The organism is Marinilactibacillus psychrotolerans (assembly GCF_900101525.1).
In the GTDB taxonomy this organism is placed as follows: domain Bacteria; phylum Bacillota; class Bacilli; order Lactobacillales; family Carnobacteriaceae_A; genus Marinilactibacillus; species Marinilactibacillus psychrotolerans.
In genome coordinates, this window is record NZ_FMZD01000009.1 from 54,445 (window position 1) to 67,800 (window position 13,356).

At 35.4% G+C, this 13,356-nt stretch carries 12 protein-coding genes; 3 read left to right on the forward strand and 9 right to left on the reverse strand.

Going from position 1 to position 13,356, the window contains the following annotated elements:
- Positions 1–6 precede the first annotated feature (6 nt).
- The 3 genes from BLT22_RS06510 to rsmG are packed head-to-tail and all read right to left on the reverse strand — an operon-like array spanning position 7 to position 2,388.
- The gene (locus tag BLT22_RS06510; RefSeq protein WP_091761801.1) at positions 7–888 is read right to left on the reverse strand and encodes a ParB/RepB/Spo0J family partition protein; all 882 of its coding nucleotides are present in this window, start codon (positions 886–888) and stop codon (positions 7–9) included.
- Positions 878–1,642 (reverse strand): ParA family protein, encoded by a 765-nt coding sequence (locus BLT22_RS06515; protein WP_087057431.1) that lies wholly within the window; start codon positions 1,640–1,642, stop codon positions 878–880. The genes BLT22_RS06510 and BLT22_RS06515 overlap by 11 nt, the downstream gene beginning before the upstream one ends.
- 29 nt (positions 1,643–1,671) lie before the next feature.
- The gene (gene rsmG, locus BLT22_RS06520; protein ID WP_091761805.1) at positions 1,672–2,388 is read right to left on the reverse strand and encodes a 16S rRNA (guanine(527)-N(7))-methyltransferase RsmG; all 717 of its coding nucleotides are present in this window, start codon (positions 2,386–2,388) and stop codon (positions 1,672–1,674) included.
- 478 nt (positions 2,389–2,866) lie between these two features.
- Between rsmG and BLT22_RS06525 the strand changes: the two genes are divergently transcribed.
- A complete protein-coding gene (locus tag BLT22_RS06525; protein ID WP_091761807.1) occupies positions 2,867–3,754 on the forward strand; it encodes a helix-turn-helix domain-containing protein in 888 nt (295 codons plus the stop codon).
- A gap of 696 nt (positions 3,755–4,450) precedes the next feature.
- Positions 4,451–4,930, forward strand: coding sequence for a GNAT family N-acetyltransferase (locus tag BLT22_RS06530; RefSeq protein ID WP_087059137.1), 480 nt, complete (start codon positions 4,451–4,453; stop codon positions 4,928–4,930).
- Between the two features lie 28 nt (positions 4,931–4,958).
- Here BLT22_RS06530 and BLT22_RS06535 read toward each other — a convergent pair whose 3' ends face one another.
- From BLT22_RS06535 to BLT22_RS06555, 5 genes are all read right to left on the reverse strand, one after another.
- Entirely contained in the window at positions 4,959–5,393 is a 435-nt protein-coding gene (locus BLT22_RS06535) for a GNAT family N-acetyltransferase (RefSeq protein WP_307723875.1), read from the reverse strand.
- Between the two features lie 60 nt (positions 5,394–5,453).
- Positions 5,454–6,836: a flavocytochrome c gene (locus tag BLT22_RS06540; protein ID WP_091761811.1), complete on the reverse strand. Its 1,383-nt coding sequence runs from the start codon at positions 6,834–6,836 to the stop codon at positions 5,454–5,456.
- 142 nt (positions 6,837–6,978) lie between these two features.
- Positions 6,979–8,034 carry an ACR3 family arsenite efflux transporter gene (gene arsB / locus BLT22_RS06545; RefSeq protein ID WP_091761813.1) on the reverse strand — a complete coding sequence of 352 codons (1,056 nt, stop codon included), beginning with the start codon at positions 8,032–8,034 and terminating at the stop codon, positions 6,979–6,981.
- A gap of 121 nt (positions 8,035–8,155) precedes the next feature.
- Entirely contained in the window at positions 8,156–9,817 is a 1,662-nt protein-coding gene (locus BLT22_RS06550) for an FAD-dependent oxidoreductase (protein ID WP_091761815.1), read from the reverse strand.
- Between the two features lie 12 nt (positions 9,818–9,829).
- Positions 9,830–10,159, reverse strand: coding sequence for an ArsR/SmtB family transcription factor (locus BLT22_RS06555; RefSeq protein WP_087059108.1), 330 nt, complete (start codon positions 10,157–10,159; stop codon positions 9,830–9,832).
- 174 nt (positions 10,160–10,333) lie between these two features.
- On the opposite strand from BLT22_RS06555, the gene chrA reads away from it, so the two are divergent.
- Positions 10,334–11,524, forward strand: a complete 1,191-nt coding sequence (gene chrA / locus BLT22_RS06560) for a chromate efflux transporter (protein WP_091761817.1) — start codon at positions 10,334–10,336, stop codon at positions 11,522–11,524.
- A gap of 381 nt (positions 11,525–11,905) precedes the next feature.
- On the opposite strand, the gene BLT22_RS06570 is transcribed toward chrA, so the two are convergent.
- The gene (locus BLT22_RS06570) at positions 11,906–13,276 is read right to left on the reverse strand and encodes an aldehyde dehydrogenase (protein ID WP_091761821.1); all 1,371 of its coding nucleotides are present in this window, start codon (positions 13,274–13,276) and stop codon (positions 11,906–11,908) included.
- Positions 13,277–13,356: the final 80 nt, after the last annotated feature.

Consider the following 13,356-nt stretch of genomic DNA (forward strand, 5'->3'; position numbering starts at 1 on the left):
CTACTTTTATTCAAATTCGATATCCAGATCTTCTAAAATACGATTCAAATCATCTTGAGAAACGTATTCAATCTCGATTTTTCCTTTTTTACCTTTTTCTCGAATCACAACACTTGTTCCAAATTTATCTGTTAAAAGCTCTTCAGAGCGACGAATATAAATCGATTTATCTGTATCCACTTGCTTTTTATTTTCTATTTTGGGTTTCTGGTTTGCTTCTGCTACTAAATGTTCTAGCTGTCTTACCGTTAATCCTTCTTTTACCGTCCGTCTAGCAAACTTAGTCAGTTTTTTCTTATCTTTTAGTCCAAGTAGTGTTCTAGCTTGACCGTTTGAAAGTTTATTTTCTTGGAGTAGATTTTTAACTTCTGCGGGCAGAGTTAGTAGTCGTAAGTGATTCGCAATATAAGAACGACTTTTCCCCAGTTTTTCTGCAACTTTTTCTTGCGTCATAGAAAGCTTTTCCATCATCATGTTGTAAGCTTCTGCTTCTTCTAGCGAGGTTAAGTCTTCACGTTGCAAGTTTTCTAAGATAGCAACCTGCATCATGACTTCTTCATTCAATTCACGTATAATGGCTGGAATCTTTTCTTTTTCAGCAATTTTAGACGCTCTAAAACGACGTTCTCCAGCAATAATTTCGTACCCTTTTACTGAAGATTGTCTCAATATGATGGGCTGCAATACTCCAGATACACTAATTGATTTTGCTAGTTCATTCAATGCATCTTCATCAAAATGTCTTCTTGGTTGATAAGGATTAGGTCGAATCTCTTCAAGAGAAATCAATTCTACACGTTCATCGTCCCCACTAACTTCATTTTCAAAATCAGGCACATCAAACAACGCATCGATCCCACGTCCTAAACCTTTCTTTTTATTTACCATTCAGCATCACTTCCTTTGCTAACTCTTGGTAAACCTCTGCACCTTTTGAGCGCAAGTCGTAATCAATGATTGACAGACCATAACTCGGTGCTTCTGACAAACGAATATTTCTGGGAATAATAGTTGTATAAACTTTTTCGCGGAAGTATTTTTTCACTTCATTAACAACTTCGAAACCTAGATTGGTTCTAGCATCGAGCATCGTCAATAAAACGCCTTCTACTTTCAGTTCTTTGTTGAAATGTTTCTGGACTAATCGAACAGTATTCAACAGTTGACTTAACCCTTCTAATGCGTAGTATTCACATTGTACCGGGATCAAGACTGAATCACTGGCAGTAAACGCATTGATCGTCAAATGACCTAATGAAGGCGGACAATCAATAAAAATGTAATCATATGTTTCTCCTAATGTTTCGATTGCACTTTTCAATCTAGTTTCTCTAGCCATTAGACTGGTTAACTCTACTTCGGCTCCTGCTAACTGTATAGTCGCGGGTACAATAGACAAATTCTCTCTACTTGTTGGTAAGATAACGTCATCCAATGGTACTTCATTGATCAATACATCATAAATATCTTTATCTACTTCACCTTTACGAATGCCTAATCCGCTTGTAGCATTCCCTTGAGCATCCATATCTATCAACAATATTTTTTTCCCTGCATATGCAAGTGACGCTCCCAAATTAACGGTTGTAGTCGTTTTGCCTACACCACCTTTTTGGTTCGCAACGGCAATGATCTGAGCCATGTGAATCCTCCCGGTTCTATTATTTATTATTATAAGGGTTGTTTATTTGGTGTGCCTGGTTTTCTAGGGTATTTGTTTGGCGTTTCTTTCTTTTTGTCAATCAAGATAATATGTCTTTCTCCTGCAGCTTTTGGCAGCTCAAAAGAAAAGTCTTCTCTAAATTTACCGCCTAAAGTAGTGATTGCTTTATTTGCTTCCTTCATCTCTTCAGGTGCATGCGCAGCTTTCATAGCAATAAATACACCATCTTTCTTCAAAAGGGGCAAGCATAACTCAGCCAATACACTCATTCTGGCTACTGCTCTGGCAGTTACGAAATCATAAGTTGCTCTATAAGTCTTATTTTGCCCAAATGTTTCTGCTCTATCATGGAGAAGCGTCACATCGGATAAATTAAGTTTATCCATAACAATTTCTAAAAAACTGATTCTTTTTTTCAAAGAATCGACAATAGTGACCTTTAAATCAGGATAAAGTATTTTTAGGGGGATACTGGGAAAGCCAGCACCTGAGCCTACATCACATAAGCTGTGGACCCCTTTACTAAAATCTACATATAGCCCGGCAGTTAAAGAATCGTAGAAATGCTTCAAATAGACTTCTTCTTGTTCAGTAATTGCAGTTAAATTAATTTTTTGATTCCATTCTTGTAATAACTCTAAATAAAGTTTATATTGAATCATTTTATCGTCTGTAATCGGCAAACCACGACGCTCTAACTCGGCTTTAAATTCCTCTGGATTCATAACCAAAAACTCCTTTTATTTCAACTCGTGAAACAGCTTTTGTTTCACAAAGTCACTCTCTTCACTTTATACTAAATCACCTATAAATACAATGCTTTATGAGCAATTGTTTCATGAAATCCATAAATAATATATGACTTTTTTAAATAATATCTTCTTTCATTGAGGTTACTATCTCACAAGAAAAAGCCGTTCAGCATAATCATGCTAAACGACTTATATTAAGTATGTTCTAACTAAGAAATTCATTACGTACCGATTAGCCAAATAGCTGTAGGTGAATAACTATCTGCAGAAGTGGTTGGTGTTGAAGATACTTGAACAGCAAACATTAACATTAATGTAATCAACGCTATTTTCTTTTTCAACTAAAGCAGCTCCTTTCTTAGAATATGATGATTTTCTATCATTATTATAGCAAAATCCAGTCATAAATTGTATAATTTTCTTAAATATTAACTAACAAAAGAGGATATTTATGAAAAATTCTACAGATCAACCACTATCTCTCGATTATTTACCTGGAAAAACACTACGAAAAATTCGGGAATCAAAAGGTTATACTCAAAAATACGTAGCGCAAGGAATTATTAAGCAATCAACCTATTCAAAAATAGAAAGAGAAGAGGCTGAACCAGCTGCTTCAAAGCTCTTCACAATATTGGATCGTCTAGAAATGTCTGTGGGAGAATTTCTATTCATACAAGGAGACTATGCTCACTCAAAAAAAGGGGCAATCCTTTATTCATTTGTAAACCAAAAGTACAACGCTCCCGATGAGTTAGAGAAATTAAAAAAAGAAGCCGAAGATTATTTAACTGAATTTGAAGATACTGTGGTAAAAGATATTCAGTCCATTTATGAATCACTAATTGTTTTTGGAAGAACACATGATATTAAACTAGCTAGAAAATATGTACAGCCAGTATGGGACAGAATAGAAGCTTTTGATGAATGGCAATTAACTGAAATTTATTTAGTCAATAATATCATGTTCTTTTTCAGCGCAGATTCTGCCATCTATATTTCTAGTAGAGCCATCGAACAACTCAAAAAATATAAAGGATTCAACGACAGCTCCAAGTTAAGATATAATTTAAAATTCAATCTCGTGTACCTCTTTATGGATAGCCAAAAATACGAGGAGGCACTATCTGCTCTTGAAAATTTAATTCCATATACTAAAGAATTAAAAAAACATGACATGTTAGCTGTTTGTTATGCTAGAAAAGGTGTATCTATGATCAAATCAGGGGATGAAAGTGGAGAAGATTGGATTGATAAAGGTTTGAACATGCTAGATATTATTGAAGAAAACGAACTCAAAGAACTCCTTAAAGAGGAAATAAAATCATTCATAAATTAAAATTACCCTCTTTTTTATCAACTGATTATCTTGTTGTGGAGGTAAAATCGAATTAAACCGAACAATACGTTCCCTTTTTTATATATTTTATACCATTATATGACTATTTTGGAGGTTTTAGAAAAGTTTGTAGTATACTGTGTTCAAGTTACGAGATCAAGGCTTAACTCCTATCTATTTTCTCCTTGCTAAAGCCGATATGATAGATCCGTAGCAAACAATAGACCTCTACCGTAGTTCATATATTGCCTCTCAACTTTATATGAACAACCCCAATTATAAGTCCTTACTTGAAAAAGTGCGGACTTATTTTTGTGCCCTAAAATCATTCCCCTTTATATATTGTATATAATTCCTTTATAATTTTTGTTTATTTCTCATCTATCTGCTTGTTTGTCCGTTTTCTCTTAACTTAATTAAGCAAAATCGATGAAAATTCTTTTATAAATTTATAATCGTTTTAAAAAAACAAATAAAGCGCTTTATTTTCGTTAGTTTATACAAAAATATCTTGTTTATTTCTTTCAGGATAGCGCATATATTTTACATAGTTGAGTATTTTTTTATTTTATGTATACTGAAGTGAATCAAGAATTATCTGCACAGAAAATTCATTTATTCATCACAGCTTTTTCATTATTCGAGGACATTTTATCTAAAGTAAAAATCAATGTCCGGGAGGAGTATTCAATTCGTATGTGGCAATATAAACAGTTGGAAGAATTAAGCGCAAAAGATCTTCACTTAATTTTAAAAGAAAGAACCAAAGTATTCGTAGTAGAGCAAGCTGCTGCTTATCAAGAAGTGGATGATATCGATCTCCACGCCACACATCTATTAAAAAGATGTAAAGATACAGTGAATGCCTATTGTCGAGTTTACTTGAAAGATGGAAAGGTACGAATCGGTCGTGTACTCGTTCCAGAGCACTGCAGAAATATAGGTCATGGAAGAGAGTTAATGCAAGTAGCCTTAAATTATATCACCGTTCGTTATCCTAAAAGAGAAGTTCAAATCCAAGCAGAAGCTTATTTGAAAGACTTTTATGAGTCTTTCGGTTTCGAACTTATCTCAGAACTTTATTACGAAGACGATATTGCGCATTACGATATGCTTTACAAAAATCATCATCAAGTAGATTCTACGAAAATTAAACAAACCAATTTATCTGAGTAACTTTAAACAATACAAAGAGGACACTCTTCTAAAAAGTGTCCTCTTTTTTTATACTGTATTCATTAATTATCAGTCCGAATGCCTCTTGTTCAGAAACCGTGAATCCTTCTTTTCTACAATACCGGATCACGTTCCTGCTGCTTTCCGTCAATAATATTTTCTGAGGGATTTGTGCATTTTTTTCTAACGCTTTTTTTAATAGAGTATATTCGATTTTTCCACCTTGATAATCTTTTTTTACTAGAATATCTTGAATATAAACCTTATATGCTTCTTCTCCTACAACTCTTGCTAGGCCGACTAGCTCTTCTTTATCCCATGCCGAAAAAACTTGCCGTGTATTTAGAATCATTTTCTCTAAAATAGAAGGATCCCTGACATAGTCTAACCAGCTTATACTTTCATATAAATTGTTTAACTGTTCTATTTCAATATTTTTTATTGTTTTGTATACAATTTTCAGTTTTAATCACCTTTTCTTCTAAATCTCTATTTATTAAAACGCTCATTTTATACTTCTTCATTATTTCCAGCTATCTTGTTCAAAAGAAACTTTATGTTTTTTCTTACTGTACTCTGCTGCCTTATCTCCAGCGGTCCTCCCAAAGACAATCGTTTCAGCAATTGCGTTGCCGCCAATCCGATTCTGTCCATGTAATCCGCCAACGGTTTCCCCAGCTGCGTAAAGTCCCTTAATACTTTCTCCATTTTTATTCAATACTTCTGCATGGATATTGATTTTTACTCCACCCATCGTATGATGGATCCCCGGTGCGATTTTAATCGCAAAATATGGCCCACCATCCATAGAGGATTCAATGGATTCATCTCTTACACTTTGACTTACATTGGTATCATTCCACTTTTTAACTGACTGCTTTAAATTAATTTCCGTCATTTTCAAATATTGAGCTAATGCTTCAATAGAATCTTTTGAATAAACCATTTTTTTATATTCATAAAAGGAGACAGCGAGTACTCGTTTTCTGATTTTATTGTTAAATATTAAGTAAGCATAGGGTTCTTCCAACTTTAAAATCGCATCTGATACAACGTCTCGTCGATCTAATTCTTCAACAAACCTGTTGCCCCATTTATTGACAAGTAGTGCACCTTCTCCTCGCAAAGCTTCAGTTACTAAAATCCCTGTTTCTTGATGAACTGTTGGATGAATTTGTACCTGATTCAAATCACGAACAGCTCCCCCGATCGCTTGAATCATTTGAATACCTGATCCTTGGGTTCCTGGATGATTAGTTGTAATGATTCCATCAAGCTGCGGTGCGTACTTCTGTAATAATACCTTGTTAGCACCAAATCCTCCAGTAGTTACGATAACACAATCTGCTAATATTTTTTTCTTTTCCTTCAAATTATCTTCTATTTGTACTCCAACTATTTTGCTATTCTTTACTAGTAATTTTTCTGCCTTTGATTGGAATAGGATTGGAATATTCAATTCTTTTATTTTTTTCAATAATCCAGACACTAGATATTGACCAATAGCTGATCCATCTGCTGGGCGGTGTGTTCTATTCACACTCATCCCACCGGTCTTGGTCAAATCCGATAAAGTGATGCCTAATCCATCCAGCCAATCAATCGCATCTGCTGAATGATTTACGAAATATTTTAGTAACTCTTTATCATTCGCCTGATTTCCACCTTTATATGTTTCCTGAAAAAAGCATTCGTTAGAGTCTTCAACATTTTGCTTACTCTGAAATTTTGATTCTGAAGCATTCATTCCTGCCGAAGATTTGATTGTATTCCCTTTGATCTCATTAAGCTGTTCAACCAAAACAACATTTGCTCCAGATAACTTTGCAGAAATAGCAGCAGCCATCCCTGCTCCTCCTGCCCCTACCACAACAATATCTACTTTATCATTTTGAATTACCTGCACTAGCAATCACTCCTTTGGTTTGTATGTATCACTAATTATTTTGTGAAAAAAGTTCTATTTATATTGTAGCTTTTCTTCAGATATTGTACAACGCAAAAAAAGCCAGGTAACTACACCTGACCTTTCTGGACTAAAAATTCTGTTATTTAAAATCAAACCACTTTTGTGTACGGTTTGCTATTTTAACCAGTAATAACATAATAGGAACTTCTACCAGCACGCCTACCACTGTAGCTAATGTAGCTCCTGAATTTAAACCAAACAACGAAATAGCTACGGCTACAGATAATTCAAAAAAGTTACTTGCTCCAATCATTGCAGATGGAGCAGCGATGTTATAAGGTAGTCTACATGCATAAGCTCCAAAATAAGTCACGCCAAAAATGATAAACGTTTGTAAAATAAGCGGAATTGATATCAACAAGATATGAATGGGATTCTGTACAATGCGTTCTCCTTGAAAAGAAAAGATTATAATCAAAGTAAGCAATAATCCTATCATCGTTACTCGATCAAACTTACTTATAAAGTTTTTTTCAAAGTAAGTTTTTCCCTTTTTACTGACTACTAATTTTCTTACTACTATTCCAAGTACTAAAGGAACGACAACGAATAATATTGTTGACAGTATCAAAGTATTCCATGGTACGACAACATTACCAACGCCTAGTAGCAATGCAACAATTGGGGCAAACAAGACCAATATAATAATATCATTGATTGAAACCTGAACTAATGTATACGCTGGATCCCCGTTTGTTAACTTGCTCCACACAAATACCATCGCCGTACATGGTGCTGCACCTAAAAGAACGGCTCCTGCAATGTACTCTCTCGCTAACCCCTCTTCAATAAATCCATTGAAGACAAACAAAAAGAAAAATGAAGCAATTAAAAACATGGTAAAGGGTTTAACAGCCCAGTTGATGGTTGTTGTCAAAAGTAATCCTTTAGGCTTTTTGGTTGCATCCACTATACTCGAAAAATCAATTTTGAGCATCATAGGGAAAATCATGATCCAAATCAAGATAGCAGTTGGAATAGAGACTTGATAATATTCAAAACGGCTTAAAACATCTGGAATCCAGGGGATGAATTGTCCAATCATGACTCCTATTGCCATACATAATAAAACCCAGACTGTTAAATATCTTTCGAAAATACTAATGGCTGCTTGCTGTTTACTTTCTTTTTCCATTCTTATCCTCCACTTTGCATCATTCATCAAATAATTTTGATCTATCATTCTAAAATTTGTTCTTTTAAACCATGTCTGTTATCAAAACTAGACATGGTTTAAAAGAACCACTTAGTACATATTAATTTTCTTTGCTTTTTATATAATACTGATAATTGGTATTTCCTCCAGATAATACATACACTTGCTTAAAGCCAATATTCAATAGGAGGTTCTGGGCAGTATTGCTCGTTACGCCTTTATTACAGTAAACAACCGTAAGTTTATCTTTATCTAATTCCGCTGCTCTTTTACGTAAGTCTGGCATCGGAATATGAACGGCCTCTTTAACATGATTTTTTGCATAAGCCGATTTTGATCTAACATCTACAACTTGAACCACTTTCTGATTCTCTTGTAATTCCACTAACGCTTCTGGTGTTAGGACTGGCTGACCCGTGCGGGCATTTTCCAGAACCATTCCCGTATATAATACAGGATCTTTTGTCGTGCTAAACGGCGGTGCATAAGCTAAATCTAAATGGAATAAATCTTCCGCTTTTGCGCCAAATGTGATGGCGGTGGCTAACACATCAATTCGTTTATCTACCCCTTCAGGTCCAATGATTTGTGCACCTAACACTCTCCCAGTTTCTCGATCTGCAACAGCTTTGATTAGCAGATTCTTACCACCCACATAGGTTGCATGAGCTGGTTTAATGTTGTGGATCACAACCGGATCAAATCCGGACTGTTGTGCTTCTCTATAAGATAACCCTGTAAAACCAACTGTTAAATCAAATAAACGGAAAATTCCTGTACCTAATATCCCTTTAAAAGATAAAGATCCTCCAGTAAGATGATCTCCTGCAATTCTTCCCATTTTATTGGCTGTAGAACCTAATGGAATATAGGAAGGCTGCTTAGTGATCAAATTAAAACTTTCAGCGACATCTCCGACAGCATAGACATCTTCTTCTGAAGTCTGCATATGTTCATTAACTTTGATTGCTCCAGTATCTCCTAACGCTATATCAGCATCTTTCGCTAAAAAAACATTCGGTCTAACACCAATTGCTAAAATAACTAGATCTACAGCAATATCTTTTCCTTTGTTTGTGTGGAGCTGCTCCGCTTTTCTATCTCCAGTAATCGATTCTACTTTATCCGCAAGATGCAATTGAACATTGTTTTCTTTCAACTTTTCTTTCAAATGATAAGACATGTCTGCATCGATTTTAGGGAAGATTTGATCTGCCAATTCAACAATTGAGACTTCTAATCCTTTTTGCGTGAACTGTTCAGCCATTTCTAATCCAATAAACCCGGAACCAACTATTGCTACCTTTTTGATTTCCTGATTATGCATATATTGATCAATAGCTTTCGTATTGTCCATCGATTTAACGTGAAAAACATTTTCGTAAGTGTTTAAGTTGAATGGCGGAGGTGTTAAAGAATAAGATCCTGTCGCCAACACTAATTTATCATAAGTTTCTCTAAACCCATTCTCTGTAGTTTTATCATATATTTCAATTTCTTTGACGAGTGGATGAATAGCGGTTACGTGATGATTTGTATGGATATCAATTTCGAAGCGATCTTTAAACCATTTAGGATTTCTAGGAATCAATTCTTCAATCGATTCTACTTCTCCACCTAAATAGTAAGGCATTCCACACACAGAATAAGAAATATCCTGGTTTTCTTCATACACTACAATTTCGACTGTTTCATCATTTCGACGCGCCTTAGCAGCTACAGATGTTCCAGCAGCGACCGATCCAATCACAACAATTTTCATAATATCCTCCTTTTAACAGCAGTTATCGTCTTCTGATTTTAAAAAGTAGCAAAATTGATCAGATAGCAACTCATTAATTTTTTCTTCTTCTACCCAATAGTAACTCCAAGTTTTAGAAACTTCTTTTTTGATCAGTTTAGCATTCAGTAATATCTTCAAATGATACGAAAGTTTAGATTGATGGAGATCCAGAACCTCTTCCAGGTCACATACACAAGATTTGCCATTCAAAGCTAATAAATGCAGAATGGTCAATCGAATAGGATCTGATAATGCTTTAAATTGTTTCGCATAATTGGAGATTTCAGGTGCATCGATCAAAACATTTTTAGTTTGACTCATTCACTAAACTCCTTAATCAATTTATTTTGATGAAGCAAGTATATCAATACTTGATAAGAGGTGCAACCAGAGAATTGTAAAGATTGTAAAGATATAAATTTCTATAGTAGTCCATATAAATTTATTGTATCTTTAATATATGACTATAAAATTTAATTGTTATGGAGTGAAACTATGTTAGAACATTCGACCCTTCCGGTCAGGGAGTGGAAATCTTTCCTAATGGATATTTTCATCTGTTCACTAGGGGCTTTCGGGGGCCCTGAAGCTCACTACAGTGTATTCACAGACCAATTGGTGACTAAAAAGCACTATCTCTCAGAAGAAGAGTTAGTCGAATTAATTGCTTTATGCAGTTTTTTACCAGGTCCAAGCAGTACGCAGACAATCGTTGCAATCGGGCATAAAACCGGCGGACCTTGGTTAGCTTTTCTAACTATGCTTATCTGGGCCCTTCCAGCCTTAGTCATCATGACCATCCTCTCTTTTCTGTATCAGTTTCTAAATAATCAGGAAATTTCTACGGATATCTTGCGATATATAGGTCCTATGGCAGTTGGTTTTATTATTGTTGCTTCTTATCGTATCGGAAAAAAAGTGGTCAAAGATCCTCTCACTTTATTCTTATTATTTTTTGGAGCAGGCATAACTTACTTTATTCGTGACCCCTGGATTTTCCCCACTGTTTTAATAGCCGGTGGACTTATTAGTATTCTTTCAACAAAGGAGAAAGAATTATGGAATCATGTTAAATTAAATCCACCCTATCCATACCTTGGATTATTTCTGTTTTTCACTTTTGGTTCTTTGTTACTAGCAATCCTTTTTGATAATGAGCTGATTCAGCTATTTGAGCATTTCTATCGTTATGGCTATCTCGTTTTTGGTGGTGGTCAAGTGGTTATTCCCGTGATGTATGGTGAATTAGTCGAAGTCAATCAGCTTATGAGCAGTAATGAATTTTTAACTGGTTACGGACTGGTTCAAGGTATCCCTGGTCCCATGTTCAGCTTTAGTGCTTATGCAGGGGGGATGGCTGCACGTTCAGGTTCAGCCTTATATCAAACCATTGGGGCTATAGCTGGAGGAATCGGCATCTTTCTTCCGGGCCTATTGCTTATCTATTTTGTTTACCCGATGTGGGAGAAAATTAAACATATTAAAGGATTTAAAATTGCTTTAAGAGGAGTAGCTGCTGTAGCGGGTGGTTTGATTGCGATCGCTGCAGTCTTATTAACTCAGCAAAGTGGTCTCTCTTGGGATAACCTCCTCATTACTGCAGTCACTGTACTTTTGTTATCCAGTAGAAAAATCCCTGCTCCAATCATTGTTTTAATCATTATTTTAATTGGTTGGCTTTTATAATATAATTCTTCTATGAAGATTTCTACTATCACTAAAGGGATGGGATTTAAATTGGCAGATCTGTTTGAACTGGTCTTTAATTTTATCGTTTTTGTAATATCAGAGTCAGGACAAAGCTTTTTCAGAAATGAAAAAAGAAGTAAGAAGGTTCGTTTGTTTTTTGCTCTACTTATTTTCCTTTTCCCGGTCATCCTATTTTTATTATTAACGCCTCTCATTATAGAGCTAAATATATGGATCATTTATGTAGTTGTTTTTGGAATAGAAGTTTATTTCAGTTACTTAACCCTTAAATATACTAAAGGCATCCTTATGGAATTTAAAGATTGAAAATAAACTAAGAGGTATTCGCCATTTAGGGGAATACCTCTTTCTATAATACTATCTCATAATATACTTGAGTATCTTTAACCCATTTTTAGCATTCGGATATCTGAAAGGATTATCAAAAAGAGTCGTTTGTTTCAAGATACTTTTCTGGTGAGAGAATGTCTCAAAACTGCTTTTCCCATGATAGCTTCCCATACCGCTTGTTCCAACCCCACCAAATGGTAAATAGGGTGTCACAATATGAAACACAGTGTCGTTAATGCACCCTCCACCAAAAGATACCGATCCTACAATCCGATTTTCCACTTGCTGATCTTGGGTAAACAGATAAAGAGCAAGCGGATTAGGATTTCTAGCAATTCCCTCCATCACCTCTGACAAGTCGTCGTATTCTAAAATAGGTAAGACTGGCCCGAATATCTCCTGTTGCATGACAGAATCTTCCCAAGCCACCTCTTCTAGGATTGTAGGTTCAATGACTAATTGGTTCAAATCTTTGTCCCCACCATAGACCATGGTTCCTTCTGTAAGATACTGTTCAATTCGGTGAAAGTGATTTTGATTCACGATGTGCGTGTATGCTTGATTCTTAAGCGGATATTCTCCATAAAGAGACTTCACGGCATCAATCAACGCCTCTTTAAATTTCTCTTTAACCTCTCTATGTACATAGAGATAGTCTGGCGCAACGCACGTTTGACCTGCATTTATGAATTTCCCCCAAGCAAGTCTTTTTGCTGCAAGTTTGATATCAGCATCTTTATGTACAATGCCGGGACTTTTTCCACCAAGCTCCAATGTTACTGGAGTCAAGTTTTTTGCAGCTGCCTCCATCACGATTTTTCCAACCGGCACACTTCCAGTAAAAAATATATAATCAAAATCTAGCGCTAAGAGTTCTTGCGTTACTTCTGCATCACCTTGAATTACGGTAATATATTCTTCCGGGAAGGCTGATCTAATCAATTGACTTAATACATCCGCAGTATTCGGTGTTAATTCAGAAGGTTTAACAACTGCACAATTGCCTGCTGCTATAGCCCCAATAAGTGGTGACAACGTCAACTGGACAGGATAATTCCACGGTCCTATCAACAAGGTTGTTCCATAAGGATCATAATGGACATATCCTTTTGATCCCAAATGCGTTAGGGACGTTTTCACCCTTTTTGGCCGACTCCATTTCTTTAAATGCTTAATTACAAAGCTGATTTCGTGTAAAACAATCCCAATTTCAGAAGAATAAGACTCAAAGGCAGATTTATTCAGGTCTATTTTCATAGCTTTCATAAGCTTTTGTTCATTTGCTTTTAATAAATATTCCAGATTTTTTAATGCTTGTATCCGAAATTCTATACTTTTTGTACTATCGGTTTCGTAAAAATCGTGTTGTCTTTTTAGTAGCTGGTCATAAGTCCCCATAAAATACCTCCCAATCAAATAATCGCACTCCTAAAGTAACATAAGAAAAATTCTTTCGATAGAAAAAGCTGGACATATTC